The sequence below is a fragment of the Prevotella sp. P3-92 genome (genome assembly GCF_002251205.1).
Classification (GTDB): Bacteria; Bacteroidota; Bacteroidia; order Bacteroidales; family Bacteroidaceae; genus Prevotella.
The window spans coordinates 116,369-135,906 of record NZ_NPJE01000065.1 but is presented as its reverse complement, the minus strand read 5'-3'; the positions used below and the strand labels follow the sequence as shown (position 1 = coordinate 135,906).

The 19,538-nt window shown below is 46.5% G+C and carries 16 protein-coding genes; 15 read left to right on the top strand and 1 reads right to left on the bottom strand.

The features are described from left to right. Positions 1-2: 2 nt before the first annotated feature. From CIK93_RS12250 to CIK93_RS12215, 7 genes are all read left to right on the top strand, one after another. Positions 3-2,435 carry a hypothetical protein gene (locus CIK93_RS12250; RefSeq protein WP_094447514.1) on the top strand — a complete coding sequence of 811 codons (2,433 nt, stop codon included), beginning with the start codon at positions 3-5 and terminating at the stop codon, positions 2,433-2,435. A gap of 391 nt (positions 2,436-2,826) precedes the next feature. Then, positions 2,827-4,254: a glycosyl hydrolase gene (locus CIK93_RS12240; RefSeq protein ID WP_144007571.1), complete on the top strand. Its 1,428-nt coding sequence runs from the start codon at positions 2,827-2,829 to the stop codon at positions 4,252-4,254. A 44-nt stretch (positions 4,255-4,298) separates the two neighbouring features. Then, the gene (locus CIK93_RS12235) at positions 4,299-5,588 is read left to right on the top strand and encodes an acetylxylan esterase (protein ID WP_094435814.1); all 1,290 of its coding nucleotides are present in this window, start codon (positions 4,299-4,301) and stop codon (positions 5,586-5,588) included. Then, positions 5,585-6,667: a glycoside hydrolase family 26 protein gene (locus CIK93_RS12230; RefSeq protein WP_158215520.1), complete on the top strand. Its 1,083-nt coding sequence runs from the start codon at positions 5,585-5,587 to the stop codon at positions 6,665-6,667. Before CIK93_RS12235 ends, CIK93_RS12230 begins: the two co-directional genes overlap by 4 nt. Positions 6,668-6,695: 28 nt before the next feature. Next, a complete protein-coding gene (locus CIK93_RS12225; RefSeq protein ID WP_094390715.1) occupies positions 6,696-7,865 on the top strand; it encodes a glycosidase in 1,170 nt (389 codons plus the stop codon). A 14-nt stretch (positions 7,866-7,879) separates the two neighbouring features. Continuing rightward, positions 7,880-9,223, top strand: coding sequence for an MFS transporter (locus CIK93_RS12220; protein WP_094390714.1), 1,344 nt, complete (start codon positions 7,880-7,882; stop codon positions 9,221-9,223). Between the two features lie 2 nt (positions 9,224-9,225). Then, a complete protein-coding gene (locus tag CIK93_RS12215) occupies positions 9,226-10,422 on the top strand; it encodes an AGE family epimerase/isomerase (protein WP_094447511.1) in 1,197 nt (398 codons plus the stop codon). Positions 10,423-10,546: 124 nt separating this feature from the next. Here CIK93_RS12215 and CIK93_RS12210 read toward each other — a convergent pair whose 3' ends face one another. Next, entirely contained in the window at positions 10,547-11,989 is a 1,443-nt protein-coding gene (locus CIK93_RS12210) for an alkaline phosphatase (RefSeq protein ID WP_094447510.1), read from the bottom strand. Between the two features lie 386 nt (positions 11,990-12,375). Between CIK93_RS12210 and CIK93_RS12205 the strand changes: the two genes are divergently transcribed. From CIK93_RS12205 to nuoL, 8 genes are read left to right on the top strand one after another with little or no spacing between them, the layout of a single operon-like run. Next, positions 12,376-12,726, top strand: coding sequence for an NADH-quinone oxidoreductase subunit A (locus CIK93_RS12205; RefSeq protein ID WP_094390711.1), 351 nt, complete (start codon positions 12,376-12,378; stop codon positions 12,724-12,726). Continuing rightward, positions 12,717-13,427 (top strand): NADH-quinone oxidoreductase subunit B, encoded by a 711-nt coding sequence (locus CIK93_RS12200; RefSeq protein WP_094435772.1) that lies wholly within the window; start codon positions 12,717-12,719, stop codon positions 13,425-13,427. Before CIK93_RS12205 ends, CIK93_RS12200 begins: the two co-directional genes overlap by 10 nt. After that, on the top strand, positions 13,424-14,989 hold the full coding sequence (locus CIK93_RS12195; RefSeq protein WP_094390709.1) for an NADH-quinone oxidoreductase subunit C: 1,566 nt from the start codon (positions 13,424-13,426) through the stop codon (positions 14,987-14,989). Before CIK93_RS12200 ends, CIK93_RS12195 begins: the two co-directional genes overlap by 4 nt. Before the next feature lie 23 nt (positions 14,990-15,012). Then, positions 15,013-16,101 (top strand): NADH-quinone oxidoreductase subunit NuoH, encoded by a 1,089-nt coding sequence (gene nuoH, locus CIK93_RS12190; protein WP_094390708.1) that lies wholly within the window; start codon positions 15,013-15,015, stop codon positions 16,099-16,101. A 16-nt stretch (positions 16,102-16,117) separates the two neighbouring features. Continuing rightward, positions 16,118-16,663 (top strand): 4Fe-4S dicluster domain-containing protein, encoded by a 546-nt coding sequence (locus tag CIK93_RS12185; protein ID WP_094390707.1) that lies wholly within the window; start codon positions 16,118-16,120, stop codon positions 16,661-16,663. Positions 16,664-16,668: 5 nt separating this feature from the next. Continuing rightward, positions 16,669-17,199 (top strand): NADH-quinone oxidoreductase subunit J, encoded by a 531-nt coding sequence (locus CIK93_RS12180; RefSeq protein ID WP_094390706.1) that lies wholly within the window; start codon positions 16,669-16,671, stop codon positions 17,197-17,199. Between the two features lie 4 nt (positions 17,200-17,203). Beyond that, positions 17,204-17,512 carry an NADH-quinone oxidoreductase subunit NuoK gene (gene nuoK, locus CIK93_RS12175; protein ID WP_094390705.1) on the top strand — a complete coding sequence of 103 codons (309 nt, stop codon included), beginning with the start codon at positions 17,204-17,206 and terminating at the stop codon, positions 17,510-17,512. A gap of 10 nt (positions 17,513-17,522) precedes the next feature. Then, positions 17,523-19,517: an NADH-quinone oxidoreductase subunit L gene (nuoL, locus tag CIK93_RS12170; protein WP_158215519.1), complete on the top strand. Its 1,995-nt coding sequence runs from the start codon at positions 17,523-17,525 to the stop codon at positions 19,515-19,517. Positions 19,518-19,538 lie beyond the last annotated feature (21 nt).

Below are 19,538 nucleotides of genomic sequence, written 5' to 3'. Positions count from 1 at the left end.
TTATGAAAAAGATCAATAACATATTCACCCTGTTGGTGATGGCCCTTATGGGGCTGTCACTGGCAGCGTGCAGCAACGACGATTTAGACACCAACCAGTATCAAGGTGGTGTGTCGCTCAATGCTTTCGGTCCTTCTCCTGTGATGCGTGGCGGTCAGTTGCGCTTCATCGGTAGCAACCTCGACCAGATTCGCGAAGTACGCATTCCTGGTGTTGATGCTATTACCACTATCGAAGTGGTGAAGGCTGGTGTTCCCAGTGAAATTCGTGTAACCGTTCCTCACGATGGTCCAGAGGTAGGTAATGTAGTACTTGTGGCAAACAACGACCAGGAGATTACTACCAAATCTACACTGACCTATACTGAGGGTATCGTTATCAAGAGCATCACTCCATCGGCAATGCCTGGCGATGTGATTGAAATCAAGGGTGACGAGGATGGTTATCTCAACCTGATTCACTCTATGGCTTTTGCCGACAACGTGGTTGTCAGCGAAAAAGACTTCCTCCAGCACGACCGCTACACCATCAAGGTGAAGGTTCCTGAGGATGCCAAGACTGGTAAACTGCAGTTCTACACCGCCGACCTTACCGTGGGCGATGCTGCAAAACTCGACTATCAGATTGTATTGAGCGACGACCGTCTCATCGTTGGTACTCCTACCGTTGCTAAGGTAAAGGGACGCAACGAGGTTGATGCTGAAGGTACTATTACTGCCAAGGCTGGTGAAACCGTAACCGTTACTGGTGACTATATGCAGCTGATCAAAGCCGTTAAGGTTGGTGGTGTCGAGATTACCGAAGTCACTATTGCTGAAGATGGCAAGAGCCTCTCGTTCGTGCTGCCTGCTGAAGCTCCCGATGGCGCTATCGATCTCGTCTGCAAATCAGACGTAGAGGTACCTGCTGCTATGGTTGAAACTGTTAAGCCTTCTGACTGTGTAGCTGCTCCTGCTCCTGTAAAGGCTGGTGCTGCGCTGACCATCTCTGGTAAGGATATGGATCTGGTAACAGCAGTAGAGTTTGACAATGCTGACGCTCTGTCTGGCGAAGCTATCAGCGTAGCTGCCGATAAGGTTGTTGTGACAGCCGTTCCTGAAACAGCTACCGAAGGCAAGCTCCGCCTCGTGATGGCAAATGGTCAGAAAGTAGAAGTTGAATTCACTCTCGTTAAGCCAACCGCAACAGGTTACAACGCTAATCCTGCAAGTGCTGGTTCTACTATCCAGATTATCGGTACCGACCTTGACCTCGTGAAGAGCGTTGACTTCGGTGGTGCTGAAGCAACCGTAGAGAAAGATGCAGTTTCTGCTGATGGTACTACTCTGAGCATCAAACTTCCTATGGAAGCCAAAACTGGTACTCCTGTGATGAAACTTGCCAATGGTGTTACTGTAAATGCTCCTGCACTTACTGTAAACGAGGCTGTATTCTGTTATGCAGTTGAACTTCCTGGTGCAGAAGATGAGGTTAAGGCAGGTGAGACCATGACTTTGAAAGTGAAGAATGTCGATAAACTTACCGGTGTTGAGATTAATGGCGTTGCATGCCAGTATATCGTAAGCGGTGAGAAACTTATTATCGGTATCCCCGAAACAACTCCTGCTCAGGCAAAGGTTAAGTTGATTTCTTCAAATGGTGAGATTGTATATAACATCACTATTATTCCTGCAACAGAGGTAACTCTCAAGTTGTTCTCTGGAATGGTATTCCTGAATTGGGGTGATGGTATGGTCAAGATTCCTGCAGAAAAGTTTGCTGACATTCCTGCTGATGCTATCATGACTGTTACCTATACCGTAGATAATTCTTCTAATGCTTGGACTCAGCTCGCCTTCATTGGTATTGGTTGGACTCATGATTACGCTATGAAGACTGAGGGGGGCTTTGCTTTCAACAAGACTTACGTTCCATCTGACGAGATGGGTAATGCTTATTGGAATGGATCATTCGATAACCTGGAAGTTAAGATTGTACTTGACGCAGAGAATCTGAAGATTCTGAAGGAGAAAGGTCTGGCTATCTGTGGCGGTAACGACAATACTACCGTTACTAAAGTTACTGTGGATTACAAGATCTCTCTTGAGGTTGATATTGCCGGACAGGTAAAGACCAATTCAGGTAAAGACATTACTTATCCTTTCAGCTTCCAATGGAATGCTGATGGTCAGATCAATTTGACCAAAGACTTCCTCCTTGGACTTGGTGTGAAGAAAGGCTCTAAGCTGATCATCTATAAAGATCCTACCGTCAAGGGACAGGTACAGATCAACAATTCCGCTTGGTCAGCAATTTATACTATTGCAGACTGGAATCCTTCTTTGGATGTACTTGAACAAGAATTTGACGACGCTATGATGGAAGGCCTCAATGGTGGTGGCTTCTGGATTCAGGGTGACCTGGGCGGCGTGAAGAAGATTTGCATTCTCCCCTAACAAATCTATAATTGATTCCTACTTTGAGAGGCGCATCCGACGAGGATGCGCCTCTTCTTGATTTTGAGGTATTCGCGTACAGAAATTTTTTAAAAACTAAATTTCTTTTATGTGATTTTGAGTTCAGTCTTTATCACGCTTACCACTTCATAAATCTGAAAAATAATAGGTGTAATGATACTTTTTTCTTCGGGATGCTTTCGGGATGGATTCGGGATGAGGCATGTGAAGAATGGTACTTAAATTCAGTTGATAACAAGGTTGAATTGTGTAATCTGAAAGATAAAAGTAATAGTACGTGAGTTAGTCATTAAAGTATCGGTCTATTTCAGAAAAAACCACTAACTTTGCAGTCGAATATTACGAAATACATAAAACGAGAATATAAATCATGAAAATTTCAAAACTTCTAATGATGTTTGCTGCTGCTGTATTGGCAGTGGGATGTGGTGGTGACGATCCTAATGATGTCGGTGGTGGTAATCAACCAACAGTTCCTAATGTGGTATCGGTCACACCTGCAAATGGTGCAAAAGATATTGCTGTGGGTGATGTGACTATCGATGTGAAATATGACCAGAACATCACGCTGACTTCTACTGATGTTGCCAAAGTACAGATTGCCGGCGGTACGGTAAAGAGTCTGAAGAGTTCTGCACGTACACTCACTATCAAAGCTAATTGCCCCGATGAGGGCACTACTGTAGCTATAACCATTCCTGCCGGATTGGTGAAAAATACTACTGCAGCCTACAGTTTCAGTTTCACAACCTACAAAACTCCCGCAGTCAACATCACAAAGACTCTCGTGGCAGGACAAACCCAACAGGTAAAAGATCTCTATGATTATTTCCTGGGTCTGTATGGCAAAAAGGTGATTAGTAGTGTGATGGCTGATGTGAACTGGAATACAAAAATTGCCGATAAGGTCAAGGCGCTGACAGGTAAATATCCCGCCATGAACTGTTTCGACTTTATCCATATCTATGTGCCTAATCAGGGTAGTAACGGATGGATTAATTATAACGACATTACTCCCGTAAAGAATTGGGCAGACAAAGGCGGTATTGTTCAGTTGATGTGGCATTTCAATGTGCCTACAAGTGAGAATACAGAAGTCAAGATGGATGGTTCTGGTGTGACTTGTGATCCTACAAAAACCACGTTCAATGCCTCTAATGCGCTGAAAGAAGGCACGTGGGAAAACAAGTGGTTCTATCAAGAAATGGATAAAGTGGCGGCTGTCTTGTTGAAACTGCAAGATGCAGGAATTGCTGCGACATGGCGCCCATTCCATGAAGGTGCAGGAAATGCTACCTTGAAATCTGGTGCCAGCTGGGGCAAAGCCTGGTTCTGGTGGGGTGCAGAAGGATCTGCCAACTATAAAAAACTCTGGATAGCTATGTTCGACTATTTCAAACAGAAAGGAGTGAAAAACCTGATCTGGATATGGACCTCGCAAAACTTTAACGGCGACGCCACACAGTACAACCAAGATAACGACTGGTATCCCGGTGACCAATATGTAGATATGGTGGCACGCGACCTCTATGGCTATAGTGTGGAGAAAAACAAACAGGAATTTACCGAACTGCAAGCTGCCTATCCCACCAAGATGATCGTACTGGGTGAATGTGGTAAGAGTGAAAATGGCGAGCAGGGAAATATCGGCAACTGCTGGACTGCTGGTGCCAAATGGGGACATTTCATGGTGTGGTACCAAGGCAAGCAAGGTTCTACAGACACCATGTGTAGCGATGCTTGGTGGAAGAGCGCTATGAGCGACAGTAATGTCGTGACACTCCCCACGAACCATTAAGATAATACAACAAAAGTCCAAATACTAAGAACATGAAACATTTTATGAAGACACTCCTGCTATTGCTGGCTACTGTCTGCGTGCTGCCTGTGGCAGCCCAAATCAGAGGCTACAATATCCAGGTCAACGTAGTGCCCGATCATCAGGATTGGACCTACAAAGTAGGAGAGACTGCAACTTTCCGTATCTCTGTTACCAAATCGGCAACACCCCTTGCCGGAGCCGTTATCGACTATGAGGCAGGGCCGGAGATGTATCAAGATGTGAAGAAAACCGCCGTGGTGCTTAAAGACGGTACCTTGACCGTGAAGGGCAAGATGACCAAACCCGGATTCTACCGCGTGGATGTGAAGACCACTATCGGAGGTAAGGAATATAAAGGCGCATGTGCAGCAGCCTTCTCACCCGAACAGTTGAAACCTACAACGGTCAATCCTGCCGATTTCGACCAGTTCTGGCAGAATGCCATTAGCGAAGCACGCCATACAGACCTCAATCCTACCAAGCGCCTATTGCCAGAACGTTGCACCAAAGACGTTAACGTCTATGAAGTGAGCTTCCAGAATGTGCGCTGGGGATCACGCACTTATGGCATCCTCTGTGAACCCGTAAAGCCGGGTAAGTATCCCGCTTTGCTCCGTGTGCCTGGTGCAGGTGTGCGCCCCTATGGTGGCGACATCTATACCGCATCGAAAGGTGCCGTGACGCTCGAAATAGGTATTCATGGCATTCCCGTTACCATGCAGCAGTCTGTTTATGACGACCTCGGACAGGGTGCACTCAACGGATATTGGGAATTTGGCATGGACAATCGCGATAAGAGCTACTATAAACATGTGGTGTTGGGATGTATTCGTGCACTCGACTATATCGAACAATACACACCATGGAACGGCAAAGAACTGGGTGTGACTGGTTCAAGCCAGGGCGGATTCCTCTCGCTGGCAACAGCCGGACTCGATCGCCGCATCACATTCTACGCTCCCGTGCATGCAGCACTTTGCGACCATACCGCTTCGCTGAAAGGCGTGGCTTGCGGATGGCCCCACTATTTCTATTGGAACAAAGGCAAGGGAATGGAGAAACAAATCGAGACTTCACGCTATTACGACGGAGTGAACTTCGCACGCCGCATCACCAATGCACAAACCGGATGGTTCTCCTTTGGATATAATGATGATGTAGTGCCACCCACTACAGCATGGGCGACCTATAATATAGTGAAAGGTCCGAAGTCTATCACGCCTTATCAGCAGACAGCCCATTTCTGGTATCAGGAACAATGGGATGAATGGGAAAACTGGTTGCTCACTCAAATGAATATCAAACCATGAAGATGATGACAATGATAGCCATGGCTGCCTTGATGTTGGCAGGTTGCCCACTACAAATCATGGCAAAGAAGACAATTGATGGCGGCAAACAACTGGAACAGCGGTTGCGCCTCTTGCAACCCAAAGGTTACATGATGGCACATCAGGATGATCCCTTCTATGGAGTGACATGGGAATGGGAACAAAACCGAAGTGATGTGCTTGAAACCGTAGGCGACTATCCTGCCTTGATGGGATTTGATCTCGGAGGCATAGAGATGGACGACAAGAAAAATCTCGATAGTGTGCCTTTTACTCGTATACACGATGAACTCATTGCTCACTACGAACGTGGAGGTATTGTTACCATCAGTTGGCACCCACGCAACCCACTTACGGGAGGAACAGCATGGGATGTTACTGATTCTACGGTAGTAAAGAACATATTGCCAGGTGGGAAGTGTCATGCTAAATTCCAAACATGGATGCAGCGCGTAGGCGATTTCCTCGTCAGCCTGAAGACCAAGAAGGGACAACCCGTACCCATCATCTTCCGCCCATGGCATGAAAATAACGGATCATGGTTCTGGTGGGGACAGAAACTCTGTACCGATACCGAATATCGCCAACTTTGGAATATGTTGCAAGACTATCTCAACGGTCGAGGACTTGACAATCTGTTATGGAGCTATTCGCCAAACCTTGATGGCGGATGGACCGAAGAACGATTCCTGCTGCGTTATCCCGGTAATGATAGAGTGACGCTGATTGGTGAAGATGCTTACCAGTGGGGGACAGAAGCCGACTTCGTAAGCCAGGTTACAGCCGACCTCAATTTCCTCAGCGACTTTGCTAAGCGCAACGGTAAACTGCTTGCCATGACTGAGTGTGGACTGAAGAATATGCCTGATGCAACTTGGTGGACGCGCGTGTTGAAACCTGTAATGGATCGCTATCCCATCAGTTACTTCTTGCTTTGGCGCAACTATAAGGAAGAATATTTCGGACCGTCTCCCTCGTTGCCTTGCGCACAGGATTTTAAGAAACTCTATGAGGCTGAGAATACGCTCTTTCTGAAAGATATTAAGAAAATTAAATAATAATAAAACAATAAATCATCAAAACAAAATGAGCAATTTTGACGAAAAAGTAAAGGTTCTGCGTGCTCATCATGAGGCGCTGCTGACCAAGAAAAATGAAATGGAAGAGTGGGGTAACGGTATCTATGACCGTTGGAAGAATCCTATTCTTACTGCAGAACATACTCCGTTGGAGTGGCGTTATGACTTTAACGAAAAGGATAACCCCTATCTGATGCAGCGCATCATGATGAATGCTACCCTCAATTCTGGTGCCATCAAATGGAATGGCAAGTATCTGTTGGTAGTTCGCGTGGAAGGTGCAGACCGCAAGAGCTTCTTCGCTGTGGCAGAAAGTCCCAATGGCGTGGATAACTTCCGCTTCTGGGATGAGCCTATCACGATGCCTGAAGATGTGATTCCCGCTACCAATATCTACGATATGCGTCTTACCGCCCATGAGGATGGATGGATATATGGCGTATTCTGTGCCGAGCGTCACGACGATGCTCAGCCCGGCGACCTTAGCGCTGCTACTGCTACGGCTGCCATCGCACGTACCAAAGATCTGATCAACTGGGAACGTCTGCCAGACTTGAAAACCAAGAGTCAGCAGCGTAATGTGGTGCTTCATCCGGAATTTGTAGAGGGTAAATACGCTTTCTACACCCGTCCGCAGGATGGATTCATCGATACCGGTTCAGGCGGTGGCATCGGTTGGGCACTTGTTGATGACATCACCCATGCAGAAATCAAAGAAGAGAAGATTATCAACGCACGCCACTATCACACCATTCAGGAGGTGAAGAACGGTGAAGGTCCTCATCCCATCAAAACCGATAAAGGATGGTTGCATCTTGCCCATGGTGTACGTGGATGTGCAAGCGGCCTGCGCTATGTGCTCTATATGTATATGACTTCGTTGGAAGATCCTACAAAGGTCATTGCAGAACCAGGCGGATATCTGCTCGTACCACAGGGTGAGGAATATATTGGCGACGTGATGAACGTTGTGTTTACCAATGGTTGGATAGCCGACGAAGATGGCAAAGTGTTCATCTACTATGCTTCTTCCGATACTCGCATGCATGTGGCTACTTCTACCATCGATCGCTTGGTGGACTACTGCATGAACACACCTGCTGACGGATACCGCACACAGTTTAGTGTGGAAACCATCAAAAAACTGGTGGCTAAAAACAAGTCGTTGAACAAATAAACACCTTATTATTTATGGCAAGTGTTAAGGAAAAAATAGCATATGCACTGGGCGATGCCGCTGCAGGTGGCATAGTATGGAAAGTGATGTCTATCGCCTTTCCGTTGTTCTTTACCAATGTGTTCGGTTTGTCGTTTGCTGATGCCGCTGTGCTGATGCTCGTAGCGCGTATGTTCGATGTCGTAACAGACCCCTTGATGGGAAGTCTTGCCGACAGAACACAGTCACGATGGGGCACCTATCGCCCTTGGCTCATCTTCGGAGCTATTCCGTTCGGACTGGTGTTTGCCTTGCTGCTCTTTACACCTGATTTCGGCGATATGGGTAAGCGCATCTATGCTTATACCCTCTATCTGTTGATGATGGCGATCTATACCATGGTCAATGTACCGTACGGATCGTTGCTGGGTGTGATGACAGAAGATGACAACGAGAAAAACCAATTCTCTGCCTATCGCATGATTGGGGCGTATGCCATGGGATTTGCCACCCTGCTCTCGTTTCCCTATCTCCAGAAATGGATTGGAGGTAGTGTAGCACATCAGTATGCCGTGACTGGCGCTGTACTGGGTGCAGTTGCTGCCATCATGACGCTGGCATGCGGACTGCTTACTAAAGAGCGTCTGAAACCAGTAAGAGCTGAAAAATTCTCGTTTGGACAGTTTGGTGACCTTGTTCGCAACAAGGCATGGCTCTACATGACTGCCATGGCTGTTTGTACCAACTTCTTCAACGGATTCCGTTACGCAGTAGCTGGATATATGTTTGACTACTGTCTGCATGGCAATGTGACCATCGATAACCTGATTATCAACTTCACAGTATTCATGGCATTCGGTGAAGTTACCTGTATGGTATTCGGTGGCGTGGCTCCTTGGTTTGCCAAGAAAGTTGGATCAAAACGTATGGCATTCTTCTGGGCTGCGGTATTCTGCCTGGTTACATCGGTAGCATTCTTCTTCATACCAATGGATCCTGCATATATCAGCGTGATGGTTGGTCTGGTGATCCTTACTTCAATGGGTATCGGTATCTATTCACCATTGCTTTGGTCTATGTATGCCGATGTGGCGGACTATCATACAGAACACTTCGGAACCTCGGCTACAGGACTGATCTTCTCGTCAGGTACTATGTCGCAGAAGTTTGGTACGGCTATCTCTGGTTCGCTGATTGCCCTGTTGCTTGGTTGGGCAGGTGCCAATATGATTACAGACGATTTTGGCAATACGATTATCGATCCAGCTTCTGTTACCGATTCGGTGCTGACAATGGTATGGTCGCTATTCTCTCTGTTCCCCGCAGCAATCGCCTTGCTGCTGATGCTGTTGGCGTATAAATTCCCAATTAAGAAATAACGATGAGTAATATTGTATCTACAATGAAAACAGAAATGCAGGATGTTCTACAGAAGAACATCTTGCGCTTCTGGCTCGACAAGATGGTGGACCAAGAGCATGGCGGATTCTATGGACGTATCGACGGACATGAACATTTGCATGCCGATGCCGAGAAAGGGGCTATCCTTAATGCTCGTATCCTATGGGCATTCTCTGCTGCCTATCGTGTGTTGGGCGATAAAACATATTTAGAGGCTGCCAGTCGCGCTAAGCATTATATCATCGATTATTTTATTGATCCTGAATATGGTGGCGTATATTGGAGTCTTGACTGCAACGGCAAACCTCTTGATACCAAGAAACAGTTTTATGCCATTGGGTTTGCTATCTACGGCATGTCGGAGTATGCACGTGCAACAGGTGATGCAGAGGCATTGAAAGTGGCAATCGATCTCTACCGATGCATTGAGGAACATGCTCTCGACCATGAATATAATGGTTATATCGAGGCTATGACACGCGATTGGCAACCGATTGCCGATATGCGTTTGTCGGAACTTGATGCCAACTATCCTAAGTCGCAGAATACCCATCTCCATATCATCGAACCCTATACCAATCTGTACCGCGTATGGAAATCAGATGAGCTGAAGGCTTCTCTGCATAATCTGATAGATATCTTCACAGACCGTATCCTCAATCCTGAAACTCATCATCTCGATCTTTTCTTCGATATGGATTGGAAACGAGGTGCAGGAGCATTGGAGAGTTATGGACATGATATCGAATGCTCATGGCTTATTCATGAGGCAGCCCTTGTATTGGGTGATGCTGAAGTATTGAAGAAGGTGGAGCCCATCGTTGAAATGGTGGCGAAAGCTTCAGAGAAAGGACTTAATGCCGATGGTTCTATGGTTCATGAAGCTAATCTCGACACTGGCTATGTGGATAGCGACCTCCATTGGTGGGTACAGGCTGAAGCAGTGGTAGGTTTCTTTAATATCTATCAGTATTTCGGTGACGAGTCTGCTTTGCAGAAAGCACAACACTGTTGGACATATATTAAGGAGAACCTTATAGACAATGAAAATGGCGAGTGGCACTGGAGCCGTCGTAAAGATGGTACTTTGAATCTGGATGATGACAAAGCCGGATTCTGGAAGTGTCCTTATCACAATAGCCGTATGTGTCTCGAAATCATCGAGCGCACGGTTTGATATTATTTTAGGTTGCATTAACTAACAATCCCAAGTGCTTGACACTTGGGATTGTTGTTTGGGGAATTGTATTTCAATCATCTATCGACTCTGCAATTGGTGGAGTCTGATAAGTGATTTTCTCTTATTTCAGATATCCTGGAATATTGTATCCAGCTGCCTTGGCAATCTTGACAGGAATCTGGGCATTATCGTTGTGACCCATGAACTGCTCAGAACCTACACCGATAGCATATACAGGAACGAGACCTGCAGAGTGACCGTTTGTACTCCATGAGATCAGAGCTTTGGTGTTGATGATGTGTCTGGCTTCTTCAGCAAGGGGTTCATTGGCTGTGTATTCGTTCTTCACATCCTCTGCCTTGCCTTCGAAAGATTCATGCCATACCTTTTGGAGAGATGCCTCTTCGTCCTTAGTGAGTTCCAATGCAGTCCAGAAACCGAAGTTGTCGGTCAGAGCTTGCTTGGCTTGTTCCCATGTTACTTTATTGGAAGTCTGCTTGCGGAGATCGCGGAGAACCTGTGTGAATCCGTCGATACTTACTTTTTGGTTGCCCAGAGCTTTGAGGTTCAAAGCATAGAGACCGTTGTTGGCAAGTACTAAACCGCCAGTTTCGTGGTCTGCGGTGAGCACGATAAGTGTCTCGTCGGGATGCTGCTTGTAGAATTCATAGGCAATCTTGATGCAACGATCTACAGCACCAACCTCGGCAAATGCTGTGGCGCCATCATGTCCGTGACATGCCCAATCGACCTTGCCGCCAATCTCATTCATCAAGAAGAAACCGTTCTTATTGTCGCGCATCAGAAATTCAATTTCTGCGCGGAGAATGTCTTCGATGGTCATCTCGCCGTCTTTAATATCAATAGCGTAGGGGAGAGAGTATATGTCTGAGGCAGGATTCAGGTGCTTTGGATCCTGAACAAGCAACATCTTCTTGGCTTTCTTGGCTTTTTTTTGATAGTCTGCCATACCAAAAGCTACAGCATATCCTGCTTTCTCCATCTCTTTATAAATGCAGGGAGCACCAGGATGATTCTTGGGATCTTCTGCCTTTTCAACAGCTGAACCGCCATAGAAATCGAGGTCGGTAGCAATCATATCCTTGGCAATGTCATAGGACAATGAGCGCTTGGGCTGATGGGCATAGAATGCTGCGGGCGTAGCATGGTTTATGGTAACACTTGATGCCACACCAACCTTCATTCCTGCTTCTTTTGCCCATACGGCAAGAGAGGTAACGGGTGTCTTGAGGTCGGGACGCATACCAAGAGCACCATTCTCGGTCTTCACGCCTGTGGCGAGAGCTGAACCGGAAGCGGCAGAGTCGGTTACTCCACTATTGTTAGAATATGTAGAGGCTACACCTACGATGGGAAATGAGGTCATGCAGAATGGTACACGACCGATACGGCCTTGCATTTCGGCATTATACATCTCGGCACCGAGCACAGTATTTACACCTGTTCCGTCTGTGATAAAATAGAACACGTACTTGGCTTTTTTCTCTGCTGAAATGGTTATAACCATTGCCAGCATCAGCATTAGAGTTAGGATTCTTTTCATATTTCTTTAGTTTTTGGAATTTTTGTTTTTCGACTGCGAAATTACTAAATTATTATTCAAAAAACAAAGACGTTGCCTATTTTTCTACCATAAATTAACTAAAATTAAAGTAGTGCCACCTTGAATTATGCGAGAAAGCAAAATGTAAGCAGATAATAGAAACTGTGGTAGCGTTTTGTAGATGATGCTTTACACTTTGATAGTTGGCGGTCTGTAAATGTGGCATTTTATCCTTTGTGATGTGAAATGTGAATGTGCGGGCAGTATCTTATTTGAAAAAGCACGAAAAAAGCGAGAAAACGATGCTAAAATGTTTCGTGGTTTCGATTAAAGTTAGTACCTTTGCAAGCGCTAAGCAAAATCGATATTATAATATTATAACTTTTATGAACTTTACTTTGTTAATTACCGTCCTCGTGACGGCTATTACATTGGTGGTGGCAGCGTATGTGATGGCCAAACTTCTTGGTCCGCGAAGCTACAACAAGGTAAAAGGCGAGCCCTATGAGTGTGGTATTCCTACTCATGGTTCTTCTTGGTTGCCGGTTAGTGTAGGCTTCTATCTGTTTGCCATCCTCTTCCTCATGTTTGATGTGGAAACTGTTTTCCTCTATCCATGGGCAGTAGTAGTGAAGGAGATGGGTGTTGCAGCATTGTTGAGCATCGGCTTCTTCTTGGTTGTATTAGTGTTCGGGCTGGCATATGCCTGGAAGAAAGGAGCTCTTGAATGGAAATAAAGCCGAAAATCAAGAGTATTCCTTACGAGGAATTCAAAGACAATGCCACACTGGAGAAACTTATTGACGATCTGCACGAAGGCGGTGTCAATGTTGTGACAGGTTCGCTCGACCAGTTGATCAACTGGGGACGCTCTAACTCACTCTGGTCATTGACTTTTGCTACATCATGCTGTGGTATCGAGTTTATGGCATGTGGATGCTCACGCTACGACTTCGCACGCTTCGGCTTTGAGGTGACACGTAACTCACCCCGTCAGGCCGACTTGATCATGTGTGCCGGTACTATTACCCACAAGATGGCTCCTGCCTTGAAGCGTCTGTACGATGAAATGGCTGAACCAAAATATGTGATAGCTGTCGGAGGATGTGCCATTAGCGGTGGTCCTTTCAAGTCAAGCTATCATGTGGTGAAGGGTATTGAGGAAATTGTACCAGTGGATGTGTTTATTCCTGGTTGTCCTCCACGTCCAGAAGCTATCATGTATGGTATGATGCAGTTGCAGCGTAAGGTGAAAATCGAGAAGTTCTTCGGTGGTGCGAATCACAAACAGTCGGAGGCTGAGCGCGAACTGGGTGTTTCAAACGAGGAACTCGTTGCACGCCGTCTGGGTGATCATCGCCGTGAACCTATTGTGGTGACCGATGTGCCTCAGGAGTTTGTAGAACAAATGAAGAAAGAGAAGGAGGAGAACGCATGAAACTTGAGCATTTAGTATTCGATTTCGACAAGTTCGCCTCAGAGATGCAGAACTTGAAGGACAAGAAACACTTTGATTATCTTGTAACTATTGTTGGTGAGGACTTCGGCGCTGAAGAAGGCCTTGGCTGTGTCTATATTCTCGAAAATACCGACAGCCATGAGCGTTGCAGCGTGAAAATGCTTGCTAAGGTGGTTGACGGTGAGAGTGTGATTCCTACTGTGACCAACATCTGGCACGTTGCCGATCTGTTGGAACGCGAGGTCTATGACTTCTTCGGTATCCTCTTCCTCGGTCATCCCGATATGCGTCGTCTCTTCCTCCGCAATGACTTCAAAGGACATCCTTTCCGCAAGGATTGGAAGTTTAATGATGACTATGTGCTTGAAGACGATAAAGAGCCTGACTATGGTATGGAATACTGGCTCGACAAGGATGGTCATCTCTGTTCGAAGCAGAATAAACTCTTTACCGACGACGATTATGTCATCAACATCGGCCCTCAGCACCCTTCTACCCATGGTGTGCTTCGCTTGCAGACCGTGGTTGATGGTGAGACCGTGAAGCGTGTATATCCTCACTTGGGTTATATCCACCGCGGTATTGAGAAGATGTGTGAAAGCTATACTTATCCACAGTCGCTCGCACTGACTGACCGTCTGAACTATCTTTCTGCTATGATGCATCGTCATGCGCTGGTAGGAGTGATAGAAGAGGGTATGGGTGTCGAACTGACCGACCGTATCAAGTATATCCGTACCATCATGGACGAGTTGCAGCGTCTTGACTCACACTTGCTGTATGTGGGATGCTGTGCACAGGACATGGGTGCATTGACTGCCTTCCTCTATTCTATGCGCGATCGTGAGCATGTGCTCAACTGCATGGAGGAAACCACTGGTGGACGCCTCATCCAGAACTACTACCGCATCGGTGGTCTGCAGGATGATATCGATCCCAACTTCGTGGAGAATGTGAAGGCGCTCGTGAAGTATCTCAAACCAATGATTCAGGAGTATGTTGATGTGTTTGGTGACAATATCATTACTCACAATCGTTTTGAGAAAGTTGGTCCGATGGATCTCGAAAATTGTATCAGCTATGCAGTAACTGGTCCTGCTGGTCGCGCTTCTGGTTGGAAGAACGACGTACGTAAGAACCATCCGTATGATATGTACGATAAGGTTGAATGGGATCAGATTATTATGACTGGTTGCGATACAATGGACCGCTATACCTGTCACATTCAGGAAATGTATCAGAGTCTGCGCATTATTGAACAACTCATCGACAATATTCCTGCCGGTGACTTCTATGTGAAGCAGAAACCCATCATCAAGGTACCCGAAGGACAATGGTATTTCTCTGTTGAGGGAGCCAGCGGTGAGTTTGGTGTCTATCTCGATTCACGTGGCGACAAGAGTCCTTACCGCTTGAAGATGCGTCCTATGGGACTTTCGCTTACCGGTGCGCTTGATCCTATGCTTCGTGGTCAGAAGATTGCCGACCTTGTGGCAACTGGTGCTGCCATCGACTTTGTGATTCCCGACATTGACCGTTAAACAACAAAAGAACGTAAAATATCATGTTTGACTTTTCAATAATAACAAACTGGATAGACCAGTTGCTTCGTGTCACTTTGGGACTGGGCGACTTCTGGTCGATATTGATAGAGTGCGTGCTGATTGGTGCGGGAATCCTTGTAGGATATGCGCTGATTGCCATTGCGCTGATTTTCATGGAACGTAAGGTGTGTGCCTACTTCCAGTGCCGTCTTGGTCCGATGCGTGTGGGCTATTGGGGACTGATGCAGGTGTTTGCCGACGTACTGAAGATGCTTATCAAAGAAATTTTCTTTGTAGATAAAGCCGACAAACTGCTTTATGCCGTGGCTCCGCTGCTGGTTATTATCGGTTCTGTAGGTGCTTTTTCGTTCCTGCCATGGAACAATGGTGCAACGGTGCTCGACTTCAATGTGGGCGTATTCCTGTTGACTGCCATTTCTTCTATCGGTGTGGTAGGTATCTTCCTTGCAGGATGGAGTTCCAACAATAAGTATTCTGTGGTATCTGCTATGCGTGGTGCCGTACAGATGATTTCTTATGAGATGTCATTGTGCCTCTGTCTGATTACAGCTGTCATCCTGACAGGAACGATGCAGATTTCTGGCATCGTTGAGGCTCAGACAGGACCTTGGCGTTGGTTGATTTTCCAGGGCCACATTCCTGCGCTCATCGCTTTCTTCGTATTCCTCATTGCCGGTAACGCTGAGGCCAACCGTGGTCCGTTCGATATGGCAGAGGCTGAGAGTGAGCTGACCGCTGGTCACCATACTGAGTATTCTGGTATGGGCTTTGGTTTCTTCTATCTGGCAGAGTTCCTTAATCTGTTTATCATTGCTGGTATTGCCGCCACCGTATTCCTTGGTGGATGGGCACCTGTTAACATTGGTGTAGCAGCATTCGACCAGGTGATGAACTATATCCCTGGTATCGTATGGTTCATGGGTAAAGCTTTTGCCTTGGTATGGATTCTGATGTGGATTAAGTGGACCTTCCCACGTCTGCGTATCGACCAGATTCTGAAACTCGAATGGAAATATCTCATGCCGCTGGCCCTCATCAACCTTGTGCTGATGACTATCGTGGTGGCACTCGGATGGTATATTAAATAAGGTGTAAAGAATAGAAATGGAAAATAACCAATCATATTTCGGAGAACTCGGACATGGAGTAAAGACGCTCCTGACTGGTATGAAGATTACTTGGAAGGAATATTTCAAGGACTTCTTTACCAACAAATCTACGGAGCAGTATCCCGAGAACCGTAAAACTACGCTCCACGTGGCAAAGCGCCACCGTGGACGCCTCGTCTTCAAGCGTAACGAAGACGGAACTTATAAATGTACGGCCTGCACATTGTGTGAGAAAACCTGCCCTAATGGCACGATTAAGATCACTTCTCACATGCAGGAAGATCCCGAGACCGGCAAGAAGAAAAAGGTACTCGATGATTATCGTTACGACCTTGGTGACTGCATGTTCTGCCAGTTGTGTACCAATGCTTGTAACTTCGATGCTATCGAGTTTGTTAACGATTTCGAGAATGCCGTATTCGACCGTAAGAGTCTGGTACTCCACCTCGACAAGGAGGTATATCAGGGTGGTTCTCTGCCCAACCTCTTGGAAGGTGGTGCCAGCATGACTATCGGTAAGTTTAACACTAAAACGAAGTAAAGACAATGGCTAATTTAGTAATGTTTTGCATTCTCGCTGTCGTCATTCTCGGCTCTGCCGTGATGTGTGTGACGACGAAGCGAATCATGAGAGCCGCAACCTTTATGTTGTTTGTGCTCTTTGGCGTAGCAGGTCTTTATTTCCTGCTCGACTATACATTCCTGGGAGCAGCACAGATTTCAGTTTATGCTGGTGGCGTGACGATGATTTATGTCTTCGCCATCCAGTTGGTTAGCAAACGTACCCTTCAGGGTATGGTAGAGCGTCTCAAGGGCAGCCGTGTAGTGATGGGTGCCTTGTTGAGCGTTGTGGGCTTGGCAACTGTAGTGCTGGTATTCCTTAAGAATGATATGTTGCGCGGCATGTCGCGTTATATTGGTACGGTAACTCCCGATCAGGAAGTTCCCATGCGTGAAATCGGTCATGCACTGGTAGGTGCCGGCAAGTATCAGTATGTACTCCCCTTCGAGTTCATCTCACTGTTCCTGTTGGCATGTATTATCGGTGCATTGGTAGTATCAAGAAAGGAGGACTAAGACTATGGTACCAGTAGAATTTTATTTCATCCTGAGTGCACTGCTTTTCTTTATCGGTGTATTTGGTTTTGTGACCCGTCGCAATCTGATTGCCATGCTCATCTCTATTGAGTTGGTGCTCAATGCGGTCGATATCAATTTCGCAGCATTCAACCGTATGCTCTATCCTGATAGCATGGAGGGTATGTTTATGACACTCTTCTCTATCGGTGTAAGTGCAGCCGAGTCTGCCGTTGCGATTGCAATCATCATCAATGTCTATCGCCGTTTCAAGAGCGACAGCGTTGAAAGTATCAAAAACATGAAATGGTAATTAAGAAGTGATGGATTACAGTTATACATTTTTGATTCTGCTTCTGCCAGCTCTCTCGTTCCTGGTATTGGGACTCTATGGCATGAAGCTGTCGCATAAGGTCGCAGGCCTTATCGGCACCACTTCGTTGGGACTTGTGACCGTGTTGTCTTATATGACGGCGTTCAGCTATTTCTTTGCTCCCCGTCTGGCTGATGGCACTTTCGCTACTATTGTTCCTTACAACTTCACCTGGCTGCCGTTGGGCAATCTCCATTTTGATATGGGTATTCTGTTGGATCCCATCTCGGTGATGATGCTCATCGTTATTTCAACAGTCAGTCTGATGGTACATATCTATTCGTTTGGCTATATGCACGGCGAAAAAGGCTTCCAGCGTTACTACGCATTCCTGAGTCTCTTCACCATGTCAATGCTTGGCCTTGTGGTAGCTACCAACATCTTCCAAATGTATCTGTTCTGGGAGCTCGTGGGTGTATCATCTTACTTGTTGATTGGTTTCTACTATCCATTGAAGCCAGCTATTGCAGCATCTAAGAAGGCATTTATCGTAACTCGTTTTGCCGACCTTTTCTTCCTTATCGGTATTCTGATCTTCGGTTACTACACCGAATCGTTCAGTTTCTCGTTTGCAGGAACTATCGAGATGGGTGCGGGAACCACTCCATTCATTGCCGGCAATACCGCCAAGGCTGTGATTGCAGGAACATTTATTCTTCCTACCGCTCTTGTGCTGATGTTCATCGGTGGTGCCGGTAAGAGTGCTATGTTCCCCTTGCACATCTGGTTGCCCGATGCCATGGAAGGTCCTACACCTGTGTCTGCGCTGATCCACGCCGCCACGATGGTGGTTGCTGGTGTGTTCCAGATAGCCCGTATGTTCCCACTGTGGATAGAATATGCACAGCCTCAGTTGAGCATTGTGGTATGGGTGGGAGTCTTCACCGCATTCTATGCAGCTGCTGTGGCATGTGCCCAGAGCGATATCAAGCGTGTGTTGGCATTCTCTACCATTTCGCAGATTGCCTTCATGATGGTTGCTCTTGGTGTGAGTCTGCCAGGTCACGAGGCGATGCTCGATAACCATGCACAGTTGGGCTTCATGGCATCTATGTTCCACCTTTTCACCCACGCCATGTTCAAGGCTTGCTTGTTCCTTGGTGCTGGTTGTATCATTCATGCCGTTCATTCTAACGAGATGGCTATGATGGGTGGCCTCCGTAAGTATATGCCTATTACTCATATTACCTTCCTCATCAGCTGTCTGGCTATTGCTGGTATTCCCTTCTTCTCTGGATTCTCTTCCAAGGATGAAATTATCAGTGCCTGCTTTGCCTATAGCCCTGTGGTAGGATGGATTATGACAGGTATTGCTGCTATGACCGCCTTCTATATGTTCCGTTTGTACTATGGTATATTCTGGGGAACCGAAAACAAGGTTGCCCACGAGCACCATACTCCACATGAGGCTCCACTTACCATGACCATTCCTCTTATTATTCTCTGTGTTATCACTGTTGGTGTTGGTGTTTACACCACCATTGCAGGATTTGCAGGATGGGGAGGCAGCTTCGGTTCGTTTGTAACCGCCAGCGGTCAGGAGTACAACATCCATTTCGACGTACAGATAGCATTGACCTCTACCGTCATTGCCATTCTGAGTATTTGCCTCGCCACCTATATATATAAGGGTGAGAGTCAGCCCATCGCCGATCGTCTGTACAAGATGTTCCCGCGTTTGCATCGTGCTGCCTATAAGCGTTTCTATCAAGACGAGATCTGGCAGTATGTTACTCACCGTATCATCTTCCGTTGCATTTCTAAACCTGTTGCCTGGTTCGACCGCCACATTGTTGACGGTACTTTCAACTTCTTGGCATGGGGCGCCAACGAGGCTGGCGAGTCTATTCGTCCTTGGCAGAGTGGTGATGTGCGCCAGTATGCCGTATGGTTCCTCACCGGCACTGTTGCATTGACCCTCATCTTGTTGGCATGTGCTCTCTGAACATTATGAATAAAGAAAAAT